This is a genomic window from Streptomyces sp. Rer75 (assembly GCF_013414305.1).
In the GTDB taxonomy this organism is placed as follows: domain Bacteria; phylum Actinomycetota; class Actinomycetes; order Streptomycetales; family Streptomycetaceae; genus Streptomyces; species Streptomyces himastatinicus.
The window spans coordinates 784,463-804,151 of record NZ_CP058693.1 but is presented as its reverse complement, the minus strand read 5'-3'; the positions used below and the strand labels follow the sequence as shown (position 1 = coordinate 804,151).

At 72.1% G+C, this 19,689-nt stretch carries 13 protein-coding genes; 3 read left to right on the top strand and 10 right to left on the bottom strand.

Annotated elements, in window-relative coordinates:
- Positions 1-4: 4 nt before the first annotated feature.
- From HYQ63_RS45550 to HYQ63_RS02685, 8 genes are all read right to left on the bottom strand, one after another.
- Positions 5-376 (bottom strand): NDP-hexose 2,3-dehydratase family protein, encoded by a 372-nt coding sequence (locus HYQ63_RS45550; RefSeq protein WP_179932325.1) that lies wholly within the window; start codon positions 374-376, stop codon positions 5-7.
- Positions 259-1,842: an ABC transporter substrate-binding protein gene (locus HYQ63_RS02715; RefSeq protein WP_179932324.1), complete on the bottom strand. Its 1,584-nt coding sequence runs from the start codon at positions 1,840-1,842 to the stop codon at positions 259-261. Before HYQ63_RS02715 ends, HYQ63_RS45550 begins: the two co-directional genes overlap by 118 nt.
- A 6-nt stretch (positions 1,843-1,848) precedes the next feature.
- Complete coding sequence (locus tag HYQ63_RS02710; RefSeq protein ID WP_179932323.1) at positions 1,849-3,960, bottom strand: ATP-binding protein; 2,112 nt, start codon at positions 3,958-3,960, stop codon at positions 1,849-1,851.
- Between the two features lie 227 nt (positions 3,961-4,187).
- Complete coding sequence (locus tag HYQ63_RS02705) at positions 4,188-7,406, bottom strand: NACHT domain-containing NTPase (protein WP_179932322.1); 3,219 nt, start codon at positions 7,404-7,406, stop codon at positions 4,188-4,190.
- Positions 7,407-7,552: 146 nt separating this feature from the next.
- Complete coding sequence (locus HYQ63_RS02700) at positions 7,553-10,372, bottom strand: beta-L-arabinofuranosidase domain-containing protein (RefSeq protein WP_179932321.1); 2,820 nt, start codon at positions 10,370-10,372, stop codon at positions 7,553-7,555.
- Positions 10,373-10,502: 130 nt separating this feature from the next.
- Positions 10,503-12,260 (bottom strand): sigma-70 family RNA polymerase sigma factor, encoded by a 1,758-nt coding sequence (locus HYQ63_RS02695; RefSeq protein ID WP_179939674.1) that lies wholly within the window; start codon positions 12,258-12,260, stop codon positions 10,503-10,505.
- A gap of 52 nt (positions 12,261-12,312) precedes the next feature.
- A complete protein-coding gene (locus HYQ63_RS02690) occupies positions 12,313-13,542 on the bottom strand; it encodes an alginate lyase family protein (protein WP_179932320.1) in 1,230 nt (409 codons plus the stop codon).
- A 106-nt stretch (positions 13,543-13,648) separates the two neighbouring features.
- Positions 13,649-14,830, bottom strand: a complete 1,182-nt coding sequence (locus HYQ63_RS02685) for a serine hydrolase (RefSeq protein ID WP_179932319.1) — start codon at positions 14,828-14,830, stop codon at positions 13,649-13,651.
- 193 nt (positions 14,831-15,023) lie between these two features.
- On the opposite strand from HYQ63_RS02685, the gene HYQ63_RS02680 reads away from it, so the two are divergent.
- Both HYQ63_RS02680 and HYQ63_RS02675 read left to right on the top strand, forming a co-directional pair.
- Entirely contained in the window at positions 15,024-15,602 is a 579-nt protein-coding gene (locus HYQ63_RS02680; protein ID WP_179932318.1) for a bifunctional 2-polyprenyl-6-hydroxyphenol methylase/3-demethylubiquinol 3-O-methyltransferase UbiG, read from the top strand.
- A gap of 83 nt (positions 15,603-15,685) precedes the next feature.
- Positions 15,686-17,194: an MFS transporter gene (locus HYQ63_RS02675; protein ID WP_257231559.1), complete on the top strand. Its 1,509-nt coding sequence runs from the start codon at positions 15,686-15,688 to the stop codon at positions 17,192-17,194.
- Here the strand turns inward: HYQ63_RS02675 and HYQ63_RS02670 are convergent.
- Together HYQ63_RS02670 and HYQ63_RS02665 are read right to left on the bottom strand one after the other, a co-directional pair.
- Complete coding sequence (locus tag HYQ63_RS02670) at positions 17,167-17,643, bottom strand: hypothetical protein (protein ID WP_179932317.1); 477 nt, start codon at positions 17,641-17,643, stop codon at positions 17,167-17,169. The two genes, HYQ63_RS02675 and HYQ63_RS02670, sit on opposite strands and share 28 nt — an antisense overlap.
- Positions 17,644-17,675: 32 nt before the next feature.
- Complete coding sequence (locus HYQ63_RS02665) at positions 17,676-18,326, bottom strand: formylglycine-generating enzyme family protein (RefSeq protein WP_179939670.1); 651 nt, start codon at positions 18,324-18,326, stop codon at positions 17,676-17,678.
- Positions 18,327-18,460: 134 nt separating this feature from the next.
- Here HYQ63_RS02665 and HYQ63_RS02660 point away from each other — a divergent pair, with 134 nt between their 5' ends.
- A complete protein-coding gene (locus HYQ63_RS02660) occupies positions 18,461-19,672 on the top strand; it encodes an acyl-CoA dehydrogenase family protein (protein WP_179932316.1) in 1,212 nt (403 codons plus the stop codon).
- The last annotated feature ends 17 nt before the right edge of the window (positions 19,673-19,689 follow it).

The window sequence follows — 19,689 nt, the reverse complement described above, 5'->3', positions numbered from 1 at the left end:
TCGCTCAGCACCGTTCCGGTTCGTGAATCAGGCTCTGCAAACATGCGGTGAGGCTACTCCTGGCCTGAATGTTCACGTAGTGGATCTGCCGGAGGAGGCTTGCCAGTTGACGCATGGTCATCCACCAGAACGTGTCGGGGACCGCGAGGTCGGGGGCGCCGGGTTGCCGGTTCGTACGTCCACCGCCATGCGGCCACCCGTGCGATGCCCTGAGGCACCGGCGAGACCTGTGTGGTGCCGACAGCCTGCGTGACGCCGTCAGGAGGGGCAGGCGCTCTTCGCGTCGTTGCGGTAGGTGCGGTAGAGGGTGGGTGCGGGCTGGGCGGTGGGGCGGGGTGGGTATTCGACGACCGGGACCGGCTTGCACACGGCCCATTGGTCGTTCTTGCCCGGGCCTTCGAAGCCATAGGTTCCTCCCGCGCCGATCAGACAGGAATCGCAGGAGTCGCCGGAGATGCTCGGGTAGTTGAGGGTGTTGTAGACGTCGGCCTTCATGGGGATGCGCGGGGACTTCGGGGCCCGGCGGCCGCCATCGTTGAATTCGGAGAAGGTGCGGTCCACGGCGTTGGCGAGGAGCGCGAAGGCGTCGTGGTACATCACGGCGTAGCCGTCGTCGAGCGGCTTGGCGCCGAGCGTGTGCTGCTCCTTCAGCTGGTTGAACTGGTCGAGGAAGCGGCCGAGGGCCTTCTCGGGCTTGTTCTTCCCGTTCCACCAGGCGGGGTCGACGCAGGATGCGTCGACTATCGTCGCCCGGGCGTCGTCCAGCCGCTGGGTGAGCGCCTCGGTGGTGAGGGTGGGTTCCAGGCCGATGCCCACCTTGAGGATGCGCAGCTTCGTGGTGCGGCCGCAGTCGCCCTCCTGCGCCAGGCGCTCGATGAACGCGGGCAGGTCTTGGTCGCGGCCGGCGAAGAAGACGGTGTCGGACTTCTCGTTGCAGATCTTCCGCACGGGGTCGGTGAAGCGCTGGGGGATTCCCTGGTCGGTTCCGGAGGTGCCGGTGAAGTTCGTGTTGTGGTGGGCCAGGCCGTACGCGTCGCCGAAGTGTCTTTCGAAGACGCTGCGCAGGTTCTTCGAGTACACGTCCCCGTCACGGTTGTCCCAGACCAGGAACCCCCGGTGCTCACCCGGCCGCTCGGCCAGGTAGCGCGCCAGGGCGCGGGCGAACTGGTCGTTGTTGGCCGATGTCTTGAAGAAGTACGGGGCGTTCATGTTGGCCGCGGTGATGACCGGGCCGACCGTGGGGATCTTGTGCTCGCTGAGCGCGGCGATCGCCCTGCGCGTCTCCGGCGTACTGCTGGGGATGCCGGTCACGCCGACCAGTGGCGCGCGGGTGTCCTTGGACAGTTCGGCGAGGCGGGTGACGACGGGTTCCCAGTGGTCGAGGTTGCGGCCGTCGGGGGCGAGCAGCAGCTGGTAGTGCGGGCCGCCGAAGCGGTTGGCCTGCCGCTGCGCGGCGAGGGCACCGGCGAGTCCGCGGCGGATCATGTCCGTGGTCATGGCGCTGTGTTCGTCGGCGGTGAAGGGCATCATCAGCGCGATGCGCACGTACGGGATCTCGGGGCCGCTCGACGGGGACTCCGCGTTCTGCCGCACCCGGGCGTTCTCGTCGGCCACCGCCTGGATGAGGCTCTTGAGGCCCGGGTCCGCCTCGAAAGCGTCCGCGGTGACGCCTACGCAGTCTCCGTCGATGTCCCGCAGATCGTCACCGCATCTGCCGGGGCCCCGCGCCATGCTGACGACGACGGCGATCGCGGCGGCGGCCAGTGCGCCGAGTCCGACGACGGCCAGCCACTCGACCGGACCCCACTCGCGGGGATGACGACGGAACAGACGCAGCAGCATGCTTCCTCACTGACCGGTGATGGGGAAGGGGCGCTTCTTCCGCGCCGCCGCAGGCCAGCTGCGGGCGGCCTGGCCCAGAACGGCGTGCCAGGACGGGTGCCGCGGTGAGAGGTAGGCCAGCTCTTCGCCGACGGCCTTGCACATGTCGGGGTCCGGTTCGGCGTGCGGTTCCGACACATGCCACAGGGCGTGCAGCAGCCGGTTGACGCACCGCTCGATCTCGTGCAGTCCCGCATACCGGCCGTCGTGCGCGCCGAGGGCGACCTGCATGCGGTCGTCGGTCCACTCACCGGCGGGCGGGGTGGGCGCGGTGGCGGCGTACTGGAGGCACAACAGCCAGTGTCCGGCGGCCTGTTCGTCCTGCTCCGACTGGAACTCCTCCGCCAGCATGGCCACCACGGCCTCGGCGTTCCCGGCGGCGAGCGTGTGCCGCAGTGCGTCCGCCTCGCCGATCTCGCCGCGCTGCGCGTGGTGCATCCGCAGAAAGCGGTGGATGTCCTGCCAGCCGCGGCCGTCGTCGGCCGCCCGCGAGGTGCGGCGCGCCTCGTGCACCAGCAGGGTCCGCAGCAGGGGGTCGGTGACCAGCGGCTCGTCCGGCGGGGTGAGGCGCTGCCACTGCTGCTCTTCGAGGTAGTCCGTGGCGGAGTTGGCGGGCAGCTGATCGGGGCCCTGGAGGCGCAGATGGTCGGCCAGCGCCTCGGCCGCCGTGCTGTCGCGGGCGAGCGAGAGCAGGGTCAGCCGGTCGCGCTGGCGCCGGTCCGGCAGCAGCTGCTCGAGGAGCGCTTCGGTGACCGGGCGCCCGTCCTCGGCGTGGAGGTGGAGCAGGTCCCGCGGGCCGACGACGGTGCCCTTCGCGGTGGCGTCCAGCACCGCCGCGCACAGCACGGTGGTCACCGCGGGATGCCCGCCGGTGAGGGAGTGCACGGCGGAGGCCAGATAGGGGTGCAGCGGCCGGGCGGGCCGGTCCGGCACCAGGAGCGGCAGGATGTCGTCCCGGCTCAGCGGGGTGAGGGGGACGGTGAGCAGCCCGGCGGAGGGGCTGAGGCCCTTGCGTTCCCAGCCGGAGGACTTCACCAGGTCGGGGAGGTGGCGGTGGACCGCGGCGGAGGCGTCCTCCGGCGGGCCGCCGAGCCGGGTGGCCACGACGACCAGCTCCTCACGGTCGGGGCGCTCGGGCCCCGCCCGGTGCTCCAGGAGCAGATCGAGGAAGTTCTGCCCGGGCGGGTGGTGGGTGTCGTCGAGCAGGATGAGCGGCCACGGCTCCCGGTTCCACCGCTGCAACCTGCCGTAGGAGGCGGCCACATCGTGCAGGAAGGCGGCCATCAGGCTCTGCTCGGCCGCATGCCGGTAGTCCCCGCCCTGCTGGAACCACTGCCCGAGCAGTACCAGCGGATCCTGCCCCTCCGCGCCCCGGGGAAAGCGCCGCCGGTACCACTCCTGGGGCGTGGCCGACGGGTACCGTTCGGCGTACTCGGCCACCACGGCGGCGGTGACCGCGTCCCGGTCCGACGGGTCCGAAGCGCCCGACGGGTCGGAAGCGTCCGACGACTCCGGCTCCGCGCCGATACCGTCGTCCGCGCCGACGGCATCCAGACGGCCTTCGACGGCGGTGGCCCAGGCGTGCCGCAGCGCGTTCTCGTCCCCGCCGGTGAGGCGGCAGGCGAGCAGCAGCCGGGCGAACCGGAGACACGCCGCGTCCCGCTGCTCGGCGTTGCCGTGGTGCCAGCCGGAGACGGCGAACAGCCCCGGCACCAGAACGGGGAAGCGGCGGCGCAGCCCGGGCGCGAGCCCGCACACCAGCTCCGTCAGGATCTCGACCAGGGTGGAGGCGGTGGGAGCGCCCCCGTCGGCCGGTGCGGACGGGAAGGCGGCGGTTTCGGTGGCGACGACCCGTACGTGGGCGAGCGGCAGCCGGTCCCGGTAGCACGCGGCCAGTTCCGTGAGGACGGCGCTGCGCCCGATGCCGTGGTGGCCGGTCACCAGCACCACGGGCAGATCGCCCTGGTGTTCCCGGGCCGTACGGGATCTCTCGTCGAAGGCCAGGCCGGTGAGCCGCGGAACGAGCGAGCGCAGCAGGGGGTCCCGGCCATAGAGCGGTGACCCTTCCGATACGCGCATCTGGCTGTGTCCCGCCTCCGTTGCTCAACGCTGCCGGCGGCCACAACTCCGGAGGCGGGCGGCACCGCTCCCCCGAGACATCAGCCGCTGACATCCGTACCAACTACGCCTGTAAACAGAGAATTTACCCGTCGCGGGAGCAACACACCAGGTGAAGGCAGGATCGGTACGAGGTAGTGACCAGCGGGGACTCCGTGTCGAACACGGGTGCGGGGCGGTGCCGCGTGTCAGGGGTGCGGATAGACATCCAGTTCGACGCTGTCGGGAAGCGAGTCCGCTCCGCGGACCTCGCCGGGGTAGACGAGCCGCACCCGGCGCAGTCGGCGCAGTCCGGCGAGGGAGGCGAGGTCGAGTTCCGCGACCTGCGACAGATGGATCTCCTCGAGTCCCGGAAGGCGCCGGGCGATCCGCCGCAGCGGAACCGCGGCACCCGCCCTGGCCCGCACATCCAGATGGGTGACCTGGGGGATCTCGGTACGAGGGGCGAACAGCAGCATGCTCAGCTGCTGCGGGGAGAGCGTCAGCTTGCGCAGGTTCGGCAACTCGGCGACGAGCGAGCCCCACTCGTCGGGCGTCAGCCGCTCGCTCGCGTCCTGTAGCCGCAGCTCCTCGAGCCCCCGGCACGCCACGATGCCCGCGAGCTGGGCCGCCGACGACGGCAGCGCCAGCAGCCGCAGCTCGGCGGCGCGCGGAAGATCGGACAGACCGCGCCAGGGCACTTCCCGGCCGACGAGGAGGCCCTCCAGCCGAGGGCAGTCCGCCAGCTTCAGCAGCGTCTCGAACTGGGGGAGATCCCGCAGCTCCAGCCGCCGCAGCCGCGGCAGCCGGGTCAGCGGCGCCGGGTCTTTGACGTTCCGGCAGCCCTGGAGGGCGAGCGTCTCCAGCTCGGGGTAGGCGGAGAGCAGACCGAGATCCTCCAGCTGGAGGGTGTTGCGCAGGCGCAGCTCGCGCAGCCGCCGCGGGTCGAGCGAGTCGCGGATCTCGTCGGGGCTGAAGTCGCCGTGCAGCCCCACGCGTTGATACCCGGACATGGTGCGCAGCGCGTCCAGCTCGGCGTGCGAGCGCACCGTGACGATCTCCTCGGGGGCGGTGTCGAGGAGCGGGCGCACGATCTCCTCGGCGTACGCCGTCGTGTCGAACCGGTCCCAGTGGCCGAGGAGCTGAGCGCGCACCGCGGGCTGGCCGGTGCGCAGGAACTCCCGCAGCCTGGGGATGGCGGCGTCTCCGCCGATCTGGCATATCGCGTGGACGGTGGCCAGCTCCTCGTCGCCCTCCAGGTCCTTCGCGGCGGGCAGCAGGCCGAGCAGCAGCGGGCCCGTCTGCGCCAGTGACCTGGCCTCCCGCAGACTGCGCGGTGGGAGCAGCCGCGCGGCCCGGTCCTCGATCGCTTCCCGCACGGTCGGCTCCAGGCGGGTGGCCTGTTCGAGGGAGGCGAGGGCGAGGAGCCGTAACCGCGCCCGCACCGCCGCGTCCTGCTCGCGGTCGCCCCGCTCGCGGAGGCGGGTCAGCAGGTCGGCGCGCTCCTGGTGACGGGCCTGTGCGACGGCCATCTGAACCACGTCCTCCCACTGGTCCAAGTGCGCGTTGTTCACCAGCATGCCCATGTCGCGCTCTTCCAGTACGGCCCTGGCGCCCAGGAAATCCTGAAAAGTCCGGTGAATGAAGTTCACCGCACCTGTGGCGGGTTCCCGCAACAAACCGGAACGCTCCAGCAGATGCTGCAAAGCTTCCTCCGCCGTCCCGACTTCCGCCAGACGGGGGACGGAGGGCTGTAGCCGTCGCACCACATCCACCGCGTCCGGACGGTCCAGCTGCGTCCGCTCGTTGCGGATCAGCCAGTACGCCAGCTTCTGGAGCGGCTCCGTCGCCGACTTCTGGTCCAGCACCGGGCGGCTGCGGCCGTACACCTCGCGCTCCAGGTCACGCCGCTCCAGGAGCATCGACAGCGCCGCCTCGTACAGCGAGGCGCGGCCCTGGGGCAGGAAGCCGCGGCGCTCCCGGTGCAGGGCGCAGATCAGGCCGCACATCAGCGGATTGGTCGCCAGGCGGCTCAACTCGGGGCTCCTGCGCAGCGACAGCGTCAGCGACTCGCCCAGCTCCTCCGACGCCCCGGCCGCCGCGTGCCAGCGCCGGATGAACTGCTTCATGTCGGCGGGCCGCATCGCGGCGAGCGCGAACTCCTGGAAGCCCTCGCGCGCCAGCCAGCCCCGCTCCAGGGCCGACGGGCGGGAGGTGAGCAGCCACAGATTGCCGGGGAAGACGCCGAGCAGCTTCTTGAGCCAGGCCCGAGTGCGGGTCCGGTCCTCCTTCGGGATCTCGTCGGCCCCGTCGATCAGGAGCACGCCGCGCCCGTGCTGAAGCACCCGTGCCGCCCATCCCTCCGGTTCCGTACCCACCAGTGGACAGCCGATCCAGCGCAGGAAGTCCTCGGGCATGGGCAGCTCGGCGCCCTTGCGCGCCAGGGTGCGCAGCGGCAGGACGAAGGGGACGCGGCCGAACAGCTGCGACAGCCCGCCCGGCACCCGCTCCTGCTGCGCCGTGGCGAGGGCCAGCCACTGCACCACGGTCGTCTTGCCGGTGCCGGCGACCCCGCGCAGCAGCACCCGCTCGTGGCGGGTGAAGACCGCCTCGGCCGGGCCCGCGGCCCGCTCGGCCTCCGCGTCCCGGTCGCTGCCCGGTTCACCGTTCTCCACCGGGACCGGATCGGTCCCCTCGCGGTACGGCCTGGCCTCCAGGCTCAGATACGCGGTCTCCAGCGGCCAGTCCTGGCCATCGGGTTCGCGCAGATCGACGCCGTAGATCGTGAGCCTGCCGTGGCACTCGACGACGTAGCGCGCGTAGTCCTCCTCGAACTCCGCGTCCTGGCGGCTGATGTCGGGCAGCCGCCGCAGGATCCTGTCCAATTTCTCGCTCTGCTCCCGGATCTCGCGGCTCTGCTCGATTTGCGCACGGGCCGCGAACCCGGGCCGCTGGCTGAAGAAGCGCATGAGATGGACGCACGCCGTCTCCAGGAGGCGGTCGTGGAAGCGGGCGGCGTCGTCGCTGAGGAGCCTGCGGGTGTCGGGGCCCGCGCTCCTGGACAGCTCCGCGGCCAGCCGCTCGGGGCCGAGCGCGAAGGCGTGGACGTCGTCCATGTCCAGGTCGCCGAGCGCGTGCAGGGTGCGGGTCAGCGCCTGCCCGACGGAGTCGTGCTCGTCGGCGCCGATCGGCGGATCGTGGGGACCCGCGGCCCGCACGGCGCGGCGGACCAGCTCCCGGGCGAGCTTGTGCAGATCGTCCTCGGTCAGGGTGCGGTGCTCCTTGGCGAAGGACACCAGCCGGCGGATCGGGACCGGGCGCTCGCCGAACTCGGCCGCCGGAGCGCTCGCGGGCGGCACCAGCAGTCGTTTGACCACCGGCACGACCACTGCCGATGCGATCCGGAGCCCCACCGTGCCGCCGTCCACAGCAGCCCCTCTCTCACCAGCGCCGACGCGCTTCCCCCGCCGGGGCCCGTACCCCTCGGACCCGCTCACCATAGCCGCGGACGGCCGCGTTGAGGCAGGGCGCGCGGCGCCGGGCTTGCACCAAGCGCCGTCGCACGTGCGTTCGTTCAGGATAGGTAGTCGGCCTTCTTCGCCGCGGCGACGACGCGCCGGCCGTCCGCAGCGGTGAGCAGTCCCGCGGTCACCCAGGCGTCCACGGTGGACTGGACGCGCCTGACCAGAGCGCTCTTGTTCCGGTACGGGGCGGCGGCCCAGATCGCGTCGAGGAGGGTGGTGCCGTCGTCCCGGGCGGGGTTGGCGACGCCGGAGTCGGTCGCGCCGAAGACCACGGTCGGCTCGGACCGGTGGAAGTAGGCGTGCGTCGGTTCCTCGGTGCCTTCGGAGAACGGGGCGAACTCGACGCCGTCGAGCGTGTAGTGGAGCGGCTTGCCCGGTACGGGGGTGAGCGTGGGCAGCAGGTCGCCGGAGAGGGCGGCGTTGCGGTAGAGGCCGAAGGTGAGGAAGGACGTCCGTGCGTCGCGCGCCACCAGGTTGACCGGACCGTAGAACAGGGTCTGCACGCGGGGGTCGTCGAGCGCCTTCTCCACCCGCAGCCGGAACGGGATGTCGACCCGGACGGTGTCCCCGTCGCGCCAGGTGCGGGACACCGAGGCATAGCTGCCGGGGGTCCAGGTCCCCTTCACCGCCTTGCCGTTGACCGTCACCCGGAAGCCGCCCGTCGCCCACGCGGGCACGCGCAGCCGCAGATCGAAGGCGGCGGTGCGGCCCCGGACGGTGAGCGTGGAACCCTGCTCCCTCGGATAGCCGGTGGACTGGGTGACGGTGATGCCCTTCTCGGCCCAGGTGAGCGTGGACGGGCTGTACAGGTTGACGTACAGCGCGGTGCCGTCGGCTCGCCTGAAGTACACCGAGTCCTGGTACTTGGTGGCGCTCTCCATGCCGGTGCCCTCGCAGCAGGTCGTGCCCGCCTTCGGGGTGTAGTCGCGCACATGCCCCGGCACCAGGCCGATGAAGTACGTGACGAGCGGCTTCTCCGCGTCGGCCTTGTCCTGCTTGGAGCCGAGCACCTGGTTGTACAGGGCGCGCTCGTAGTAGTCCATGTACGCCGGGTCCTGCTCGTGGAAGAACAGCATCCTGCTCAGCTTGAGCATGTTGTAGGCGCAGCAGGTCTCGGCGGTGGTGTCGCCGAGGGTCTTGGCGATGGCGCCGCGCGCGCCCCAGAACTCCCGGTTGCTGGTGCCGCCGATGCCGTACATCCGGGTCGGGACGACCATGTCCCAGAAGTTCTTCGCCGCGGTGAGGTAGCGCTCCTCCTTCGTCTCGTCGTACAGCCGGACCAGACCGGTGAAGATCGGGATGTGCTGGTTGGCGTGCAGTCCGTCCAGGGTGTCGTTGCCCGCGGCGCAGGCGTCGATGAGCTTGTCGAGGTCGAACAGGCGGGCCAGCGCCAGGTGCTGGGCCTTGCCGCTGATCGCGTACAGATCGCAGATCGCCTCGACGATGCCCCCGAACTCGCCGCTGGAGAAGATCCCCCACATCCGCTGGAGCGTGCTGCGGGGCAGCTTGGACAGCCGGGAGTACATCCAGTCGCACATGCCCTCGGCGAGGTCCAGGGCCCGTGCGTCGCCCGTGCCGAGATGGGCGTCGAGCAGCCCGCGCAGGATCTTGTGCGCGGTGTAGTACGGCGCCCAGACCACGGTGTAGTCGCCGCTCGTCATCGACTCCAGGGTGATGAACTGCGTCTCCGGGTAGGCCGCGAGGAACCCGGGGTGGCTCGGCGCTCCCCAGGTGCGGCGCAGGGTGGCGTGGCGGTCGTGGCCCGAGGAGTCGGCGAAGGTGCCGCCGGAGGTCTCCTCGAAGGTGTACGCGGCCAGGTTTCCGGCCCCGGCGGACGACTCGGCGGCCGGGTGGTCCTGGAGCTCCGCTACCTGGGCCGCGGTCAGGGCCCGCGACCAGATGCCGACCTCGTCGAAGGCGCCCGCGAACACCGGGTCGGCGGCGTAGTGGGACCGGCCGAGCCAGTGGTCGCGCAGGGTGCCCAGGGCGGCCGGGGTGAGGGTCATCGCGGTGTTCTTCGCGACCGCCGAGCCATTGACGTACAGGATCCCGGTGCCGTCCGCGATCGTCACCGCCACATGGCTCCACTCGTCCAGGGGCAGGGGCGCCGTGCCGTCGAGGGCCTGCTCGCCGCCCGCCCCCGAGGTGGTGATGGCGAAGCGGGGGTTGCCCTTCGCGTTGCGGGCGGTCAGATAGAGATAGCGGGTGGTGTCGTCGCCGAAGTCGAGGATCCGGGTCCAGCCCGCGTCGTGGGCGGGCTTGACCCAGGCCGCGAAGGTGACCGCGGTGGCGCCGTCGAGCACGGTGTCCGGCAGGTCCACGTACTGGTAGGACCCGCGGACGTTCTCCGCGGCGGCGCCGAACCTACCCGGAACGCTGAGCACCGCCGGATCGCGCCGCAGCGCCTCGCGGACCTCGTCCAGCGCCCCGACCATGTGGCGGATCTTGTCCGCGTACACCTTCTCGCCGGTGCCGGTGTACGCCTGGGAGAGCATGGTGAGGAAGTGGCCGGTGAAGTGTCCGCGGAGGTTTCCGTTGGCCTCGCCGTCCAGCCCCTCCCAGCCGCCGGGGGCGACCGCGCCACGGGTGGAGAGGCCCGCGTTGGCCCGGAAGACCTGGAGCAGCCGGTTGACGTCGTAGCCGCGGCCGAAGTCCAGCATCAGTTGGCGCTTGGCCGTGAAGACGCTTTTCCGGAGCGCCACGTCCTCGGGGCTGAACGGCTGGAGTGTCCAGGCGGCCGGGACCTCGGCACCGGTCGCGGCCCCTGAAGCGGCAGTTGCCCGGCCGACGGCGAGCGAGGTCAGTGCCGGGGCCGCCGCGACGAGTGCGGCGGCACGGAGGACGGCTCGTCTGGCGGGTGCGGGTGCCATGGATGGCCTCGTTTCTGGGGGCGACGGGCAGACGGGTGTTCGATATGTCAAACGTCGTTCGGAAAGGCGACCAGAAAGTAGAACGCCGGTCAGGACACGTCAATAGATGGAACGAGAGTTGGCGCACGCCTCAGTGGGGCGGGGGAGTGACCCGGGACCGCTGCCGCACGGTCGCGGGGTCCGCGGGCCGTGCGCGCGTCAGATACTGCGGCACCGGTGCCGTGTCCTCGCCGGTGTCGCGGACCAGCCCGTAACGGACGATGCCCGCGCCCGCGTCGGGCGGCGTGGCCACGTCGTCGGTCACCTGGTCCCAACGGGACGCCTGGGCGAAGAGGTTGTAGTCCGCGCCCCGTTCGTTCTGGTGGAGGGTGACGCTGCCGTCCAGCCAGTAGTACTCGTTCTGCCACATCTGCTGGGTCCCGGTGGGCAGCACGGTGGTGCCGGTGGCGGGGCCGCCCATCCAGGTCGTGCCGTCCACCGAACCCGGCTGTACGTCGTCCAGGCGCCGCCCGCCGCCGGAGGCCACGTGGAACAGCTTGCCGCGCAGGCCGGTCCACGTCGGCATGACGAGCGCGCCGGGGCGCTGTCCGGGCAGCACCTGCCAGCGCACCCGGAAGTATCCGCGCCCCGTGAACGTGACCTGCTCGCCCCGGTGGGTCAGCCCGGTCGGCGGCGCCCCCGTCAGCGTCACCGTGCCGTCGGCGCGCCGCGGCAGCGCCGCGGGCCGGGTGCCGGCCGCGGGAGCGCGGTCGACCGTGTCCACGACCGTGCCGTACAGCTGCCTCTCGGGGCGCGAGGGCGACGGCGTGGGGGAGGGCGGGGGCGCGGACGACGGCGGTCGCGCCGTGCTCGCGGCGGTGGGCGGCGCGGCGCGCGGCGGGGGCTCGTCCGGCGCTTGCGTCACGACGTACGCGCCGCCCGCGGCGATGGCCGCCCCGGCGGTCACCGCCACCGCGGGCTTGGCCAGCGCGCCGAGCACCTTGGCCGACCAGCCCGCCGGAGCCGCGGCCGAGGCGGCACCCGAAGAGGCGGCACCCGCAGAGGCGGAGGCGGCCGAGGCGGTGGCCGCAGAGGCCGTGGCGGCCGCAGCCGCCGTCTTGCCGCCCAGCGCCGTCGCGAGCGTGAAGCCGACCGGCAGCGGCACCAGCGCGATGCCGACGAGCAGCCGCTCGGCCGGTACGGCATCCTCGCGCCCTCCGGAGCAGCGCGCACACCCCCGGATGTGCCGGGCCAGCCGCTTGCGCCACACCGAATCGGGCCGTCCGTCCCAGCCGTCGGCCACCTCGCGCAGGTCCGGACACGAGGAGTCGAGCGCCCGGACGATGCCCCGCGCGGTCTCCAGGCGCGCCTTCATCCGCTGGACCCGCACGGCGGCGTGCTGACGGCTGATGCCGACGGCCGCCGCCAGCTCGCGCCGGGTGAGTTCGCCCGCGACCTCCAGCCACCACAGCGACAGCAGTTCCCGGTCTTCGTCCGCGAGCCAGCGCACCGCCTCCGCGACCTCCCGCCGCTGCCCCTCCAACTGGAGCCGCAATACGGTCAGTTCCGCGAAATCCGGGGCGCCGTGGGCGCCGTGGGCATCGTGTGCGTCGCGTCCGTTGCCGGGCAGCGCGTCGGCGGTCCGCCGACGCGCCCGGTCGCGTATCTGGCGCATGGTGATGGCGACCAGCCAGGACCGGAAGCCGTCCGGATCGCGCAGCGAGCCCAGGCCGTGGACGGCGCGCAGCATGGTCTCCTGCACGACGTCGTCCACGTCCGCGTGGCCGTTCAGGGCCCGTCCGACGATGTTGTAGACGAGCGGCAGCCAGCCCTCGATCAGCTCGTCGAGCGCGCGCCGGTCGCCGTTCTGCGCCGCCGCGATGGTGGCGCGCCACTGCCGCCCGTTCACACTGCGCCCGTCCAAAACCTGCCCTTCCGCCGTCCCTTCTCGTACGGGGCGATCACTTCGCGTAGAGGAGCGTCCCGAAGCCGAGCTGGTCGAAGCCTCCGCTGTTCGGTCCGTAGTCGCCGCCTCCGCCCTCGACGCCCACCTTCTCAGCCATCGCCGTGATGAAGGGGACGGAGAGCCCGCGGCGCCGCGCGTAGTGGTAGCGCAAAGACGCCCAGACAGGGCGAATCTGCCCACGCCCCGCGTCGGAGATCACAGTCTGCGACCGCTGCGCGCAGTTCTGGCCGGTGCCCCAGGTGTAGGTGGTGAAGGGCACGTCCTGTCCGAGGTTGTACTTGGCGACGTACTCGGCGGCCTTCATGAACCGGTTGTCGTCGTAGCCGTACAGGTCGACGCCCTGATTCCAGGCCATCTCGCAGATCGCGCCCATCTGCCCCATGCCCATCATGGTGTGGCCCTGGTCGCGGCCGCTCTCCTGCCACTGCGCGAGCCCCTGGCCTTCGTAGACGAAGGGGACGGCGTGCCGGATGGAGCCGTTGCCCTCGCCGGACTTCATGTACGTCACGGCGCGGTCGAACGCGGTGGCGTCGTCGCGGAGGATGCCGATCGCCATGAGCGACGCGGTGTTGCAGAGGTCCCAGTTGGCCCAGTAATTGGTGACGCAGGCGTCGTTGTGACGGGTCAGGAAGTCCTCGTTGAGCGGCTGGAAGACGCGCTTCATCATCGACTGGAAGCGGGTGAGGTGAAAGCCGTCGTAGCCGCGCATCAGCTCGGCGGCGTTCGCGAACTGGTAGCCGTAGAGACCGGCGGCCAGGAAGCGGTCCGCGTTGCCGGTGATCTCCTTCAGCGTGGCCGACCAGGCGTTGAGGATCGCGACGGCGGTGTCGCCGTTCGCCTTGGTGCCGCCGATCCTCCAGCGCAGGGCGTTCTGATAGGCGGCGTGGACGTCGTGGTACAGGGTGGGGTAGTTCTGGCCGCTGCCGCCGCGGACGACGGTGGCCTGGGGCCTGGGCTGCCAGGTGCTCGCGGAGTGCCGGTTGGCGGTCAATCTCTTCCAGCCCGCCAGCCACGGGTCGTCGCCCGCCGCCACGCGCACCTTGGCGCGATGCAGATCCCCGGCGCCGTGCAGCGCGCCGGGGTGCGCGACGTCCGCCGGGGCGGCCGAGGCGCCGCCCCCGGCGAGCGCGGCGACCCCGCCGCCGACGGCCCCGGCCGCCACGAGGCCACCGCCGAGCGTGAAGAGGCTCCTGCGGCTGAGGCGGTGCTTGTTGTCGTGCGGCATGTGGCTCAACTCCTGAACGGGAATGACACGGGACGCTCAGGAGACGGAGCCACACCACCGCCGATAACAGTTTTTTCTCAGACCGTCGGCAACGCCGACCGCAGCGTCAACGCAGTGCCGTGTACACCGCGTCGATCAGGGCCATCTTCCGGGGGTCGTCGGCGATGCGCGGACCCATGCGGTTCATGACATAGCCGAGGCTGACCTGGGCTTCGGGATCGGCGTGGCCGCAGGAGCCGCCGAAGCCGTCGTGGCCGAAGGCGCGGTGGTTGGGGCCGTAGGAGTTGTTCGGACCGCTCAGCCACACACCGAGCCCGGTTTCGGTGTCATGGGTGAAGCCGTGCCCCAGGATCAGGTCACGGCACGCCCCCTGCCCCTCGCGGGCCCGCTCGACGGCCTCGGGCGAGAGCACACGGTGGTCCCCGGACAGGCCATGGCGGGCGTAGATGCCGTAGAGGGCGGCGATCGCACGGGCCGTCCCGTGGCCGTTGGCGGCCGGGATCTCGGCGGCCCGCCACCGCGGAGTGTTGGCCTCGGCGGCCCCGACGAGCGGATTGGCCAGCGCGGCGATCGCGACGGGCTCCAACTGGGCGAACACCGCGGCCTGTTCGCTGGACGCGGCGGCGGGCGGATGGACCAGCTCCGCCACCCGCCCGGCCTCCTTCTCCGGCAGACCGATGCTGAAATCGATCCCCAGCGGCCCGGTGATCTCCCGGCGCAGGAACTCCCCGGGCAGGACACCGGTGATGCGCCGGATCACCTCGCCGACCAAGTGGCCGTACGTTATCGCGTGGTAGCCGGACCGCGTTCCGGGCTCCCACCACGGCTCGGTGGCGGCCAGCCGCGCGCAGGTCTTCTCCCAGTCGCACAGGTCGGCCACGGTGTGCTTCTCCCGCAGCCCGGCCAGCCCCGCCCGGTGGGAGAGCAGATGGCGCACCGGCAGGGTGCCCTTGCCCGCCGCCGCGAACTCCGGCCAGTACGAGGCCACCGGGGCGTCGAAGTCCAGCAGCCCCCGGTCCGCGAGCACATGCGCGCACAGGGCCGTCACACCCTTGGTGGTGGACCAGACGTTCGCCACGGTGTCCCGCTCCCACGCCCGTTCGCGCCCGGCATCCGCCCAGCCGCCCCACAGGTCCACCACGGTCCGCCCGCCCACGTGGACGGCCACCGCCGCGCCCAGTTCCTCGCGCTCGGTGAAGTTGGCTTCGAACGCGGCGCGCACGGCGGCGAACCGCGGGTCGCAGTGGCCTTCGATGCGCGGTGCGGGCGGCACGGACTGCTGCGTCATGGGGCACTCCCAATGGGTCTGTTCGGCAGACCCGCCAACATACCGACTGGTTGGACCAGCGGAAACCCGGGCCGCTCCTCCGGCGCTCGTCGATCCGAGCGTAGGTCCCGACGGGGAGGGGAAGTGTTCGACAGCTCTGCACCGAGAACGGCTGGACCCGACCCCGCCCCCTGAGCCCCCGAGGAGTAGTCCGTTGGGACACACACGGCAGGATGAATGGGACGCCCACTACGCCGACGGAAAGACATTCCGGCCCCTGGGGGACACCGAACGCGCACTGCTGTCCGCGCACGTGCCCGCCCCCGCCGGGGGCGGCCGCGCCCTGGATGTGGGCTGCGGCCTGGGCGAACTGGCCGCGCATCTGGCCTCGGTGGGCTACGCCGTCGACGCGGTCGACTGGGCCGACAGCGCCCTCGACCGGGCCGGTGCCGATCACCCGGCGGGTGTGCGGTGGCTGCGCCTGGACATCGAGCGGGACGATCTCGCCGCGTTGGGCCGGGACGGCTACGACCTGATCACGCTCCGGCTGGTCTATCCCTTCCTCCGTAACCCCACACGGGCCATGGACGACCTCGGCCGTCGGCTGAGGGAAGGCGGCGCGATCGTGGTGATCACACCGCTCGCCGCGACGATCCCCGAGGAGCGGCGGGACATCGCGCTGGACGAGACGGAGATCGGCCTGCTGAGTGCCGGATGGGAGCGGGCGGAACGGCTCGATGCGGAGGGGCTCGCCATGGTGATCCTGCGTGGCCGGGTTCAACCGGCGGCTTGAGGGTTGTCCGCCCACCGGCCCTGATTCCTCGCCCCAGGGGCGAGGAAAGTCTCCGGGATGACTTCAACGAAACACTTGAACTCATGGATGCCCAAGACATCGAACCGCCCGAGGCGGAGCCTGCCGCCGACACGCCCGACACCCCCGACACCACGGAACGCACCGCGCCGCAGCGGCGGTGGTGGACACTGCCGGCGGTGAGTGCGGCCCAGCTGCTCGTGGTGCTGGACGGGACGATCGTGAACATCGCGCTGCCCTCCGCGCAGAGCGCGCTCGGGATGTCCGATGCGAATCGGCAATGGGCGATCACCGCGTATGCCCTGGCCTTCGGCGGGTTGCTGCTGATCGGGGGCCGGATCAGTGGCGCGCTGGGCCACCGGCGGGCGTTCGTCATCGGCCTGGTCGGCTTCGCCGCGGCGTCCGCGCTGGGTGGGGCCGCCGTGGATCCCGGGATGTTCTTCGGGGCCCGGGCCCTCCAGGGTGTTTTCGCCGCCGTCCTCGCGCCCGCCGGGTTGTCGTTGCTGACCATGACGTTCACGGAGCCGCGCGAACGCGGCCGGGCGTTCGGTGTGTTCGCCGCGGTCGGTGCCGCCGGGTCGGCCCTGGGCCTGGTCGCCGGGGGACTGCTGACGGAGTACGTCAGCTGGCGCTGGTGCCTGTACATCAACGTCCCCGTCGCCCTCCTCGCCGTCCTCGGTGCGACGTTCGTGCCACCGGACCGCCCGGTCCGCGGCGGCGGGAGGCTCGACGTCGCGGGCGCACTGCTCAGCGCCACCGGGTTCGCCGCAGTGGTGTACGCCTTCAACGAAGCCGAACCGCTCGGCTGGGGCGCGCCGAAGGTGCTGGCGCTGCTGGCCGGGGGTGTCCTGCTGCTGGCCGCGTTCGCGGCCGTCGAGGTCCGGGCGCCCCGCCCGCTGCTGCCGATGCGGGTGCTCCTGCACCGGGCCCGCGCCGGTGCGTTCCTCTCGATCACCCTGATGTTCGTCGCGATGTTCGGCTTCTACCTGTTCATGAGCTACTACACCCAGACCGTCCTGGGCTATTCGCCGGTCCAGGCAGGCCTGACGCTCATCATCAACGCCCTGGCCGCCCTGCTCGGTTCCACCCTCATCGCCGGGAGACTGCACGGACGCGTCGCACCCGCGGCGTTGATCCTCCCCGGTCTGCTCGCCGCGGCCGCCGGGATGTTCGTCCTGACCCGCCTGACACCGCAGAGCACGGACATCCTGCCGCTCCACCTGGTGCCCGCCCTGGTGCTCACCGGGCTCGGTCTCGGCTGCGTCATGCCCCCGACGGCGAGCCTGGCCACGGCGGACATGTCCCGGAACGACGTCGGAGCCGCATCGGCCGCCTACAACGCCTCCCAGCAACTGGGAGCCGCGCTCGGCACCGCACTGCTCAACACCATCGCGGCCAGTGCCACGGCGTCCCACCTCGCGTCGGTACGCGACGCCACGCCGACCGCGGCATCGGTGCACGGCTACACCACCGCCCTGACGGTCGGCTTCGGCATCCTCCTCGCCGCCGCGTGCGTCGCCGCGGGATGCGGGGCGCCTGCCCGGCGTCAGGGAAGCGGCTCGACCTCCAAGTAGCGGTGGCGGCCGCGCCCGCGGTACTCCAGGGCCTCCCAGCCCAGCTCGCGCAGCACGCGAGCGCAGCGGGCCAGCTCTTCTCCCGCCGCGTACGCGGCGCCACTTCCCGGGGGCCCCAGCCACTCGACCCGGACCACCCCCGGCTGCTCGGCCTCGCCGCAGCGGTATCCCGTCGCCAGCCGGTGGCCGTCGGCGCCGACGGCCGAGGGTGGGATGGCCGCCGCCTCCAGGGCGATGGCCACGGCCCGTACCGGCTGGTGCCGCTCCCAGGGGGCGGGCGTGGCGAGGGGGTCGTCCCGGTCGGTGTTCATCAGCCTGCGGATCTCCCGCAGGCCGTCGAACGCCGCCCGCACCGCCGCCGCCCGCTCCCGGGGGTCCGCGCCGAGGGGCGCCTCGTCGCCCGTGGCCGCCTCGAACTGCGACCTGTTGCCGCCGCTGTCCGCCGTCACCTGCCACCTCCGGGCCGGAGCCTCTCGTAGGGTCAGCGCACTGCGGACCGCGCGACGCGGAATCCGACGTCGTCCACCCGGAAGGTCGGGTGGCTGCGGCGTCGCACGGAGGCCCGGCAGCTCCAGTGCTCATCGAACCAGCCACCGCCGCGGAGCACCCGGTAGCTGCCGTAGACCTCGGCGTCGTAAAGGTCCCAGCACCATTCCCAGACGTTGCCGAGCATGTCGTGGAGGCCCCACGCGTTGGGCTGTTTGCCGCCCACGTCGTGGAGTTGCTCCCGGGCGTTGCCGCGGTACCAGGCGATGTCGTCGAGCGGCCCGTAACGCGGTCCGGTCGTACCTGCTCGGCAGGCGTGCTCCCACTCTGCTTCCGTCGGCAGCCGGTAGCCATCCGCGGCCGCGTCCCACTCGACGCCTTCGCCCTCGGCGTCCAGGCGGTAGGCGGGCGCGAATCCGTCGCGCTGTGACAGGGCGTTGCAGAACTCCACCGCGTCCCGCCAGGAAACACCCTCGACGGGCGATGAGTCCCCCTGGGCGGTGCTCGGCCGCAGGCCGGTGATCCGGGCGTACAGCGCCTGGGTGACCGGAAACACACCCAGCTGGTACGGCGTGAGCCGGACCGGCCAACTGCGCTGGGTCCGCCGGTCCGACAGTGTCACCTGCCCCGACGGGATGTCGATCATCTCGTGCCCTGCGCTCGCGTTCACGCACAGACGATAGCGGGTGGACGTCTGCGGCTGGATTCCCTATTTTTCCTACTGGGTTAATAGGGAATCATGGCAGGTGGCCGACCCTAGCCGAAGGAAGAGGAGCAGGCGTGACGGTGGTGGATGCGGTAACGGAAACACGCGACCGCGCGCGTTGGCTACAGGTCGCCCACGAGGCGGCGGACGACCTGGCCACCGACGCGGTGGTCCGCGACCAGGCCGGGAAGACGCCCTTCGACGAGGTCTCGCGGCTTCGGGAGGCGGGACTCCTGTCGTTGCTGATACCCGTCGAGAGCGGGGGCGGCGGCGCGGACTGGCCCACGGCTCACGCCGTCATACGGACGATAGCCGCGGCCGACGGGGCGATCGGCCAAGTGCTCGGCTGTCACTACCTGCTGTCGTCGAGCGCGAGGTTCTTCGGCGGGCCCGGCCTCGCCGCCCGCGTCGAACGGGAGTCCGCGGCCGGTCAGTGGTGCTGGGGCGGCGGGCTGGCCTCCGTGGAGCCGCGTCTGACGCTCACCCCGGGGCCGGGGGGCTATGTGCTGAACGGACGCCAGGGGTACGCGACCGGCGTCCTCGTCGCCGACCGGCTCGCGGTGCGCGCCGACCACGCCGAGACGGGGGAGCCGCTGGCCGTGCTCGTCGACGCCCGGCGGCCCGGCGTGGTGGCCGGGGGCGACGGCGGCGACACCTTCGGGCAGCGGCTGGCGGCGGGCGGGAGCGTGGAGTTCGACGCGGTGGCGGTCGAGAGCGACGCCGTTCTCGGCCCGCTGTCCTCGGACGACGGCACCATGTCGCCCTTCGCCGGGCTGTCCGCGCCGACCGGGCGGCTGGTCTCGGCCCAGATCTGTCTCGGGATCGCCCAGGGCGTGCTCGCCGAAGCCCGCGAGTACACCCGGGCCGCGGACGTGCCCTGGCGGCTGGACGGGCCGTCGTACGGCTCGCCCCGCAATCCGTACGTGCTGACGACCTACGGGGAGCTGACCGTCGCCACGTTCTCCGCGTCCGCCCTCGCCGACCAGGCGCTGGAAGCGCTGGACTGCGGGCTGGCGCGCGGCGAGGACCTCACCGACGACGAGTGCGCCGAGATCACCATGCTGGCGGCGGCGGCCGAGGCGGCCGCCGCCGGTGCCGCGCAGGACGTCACGGCCCGCGCGCTGGACGTCCTCGGTGCACGCTCCGCCGCCTCGGCGTACGGATTCGACCGGTTCTGGCGCAACGTGCGCACCCACACCCTCTGCGTCCCGGTCGCGCCCCGGCTCCAGGAGGTGGGGGACTACTTCCTCCACGGCGAGCACCCTCCGTTCGCCCTGCCCTTCTGATCGCCGCGGCTCCCGGT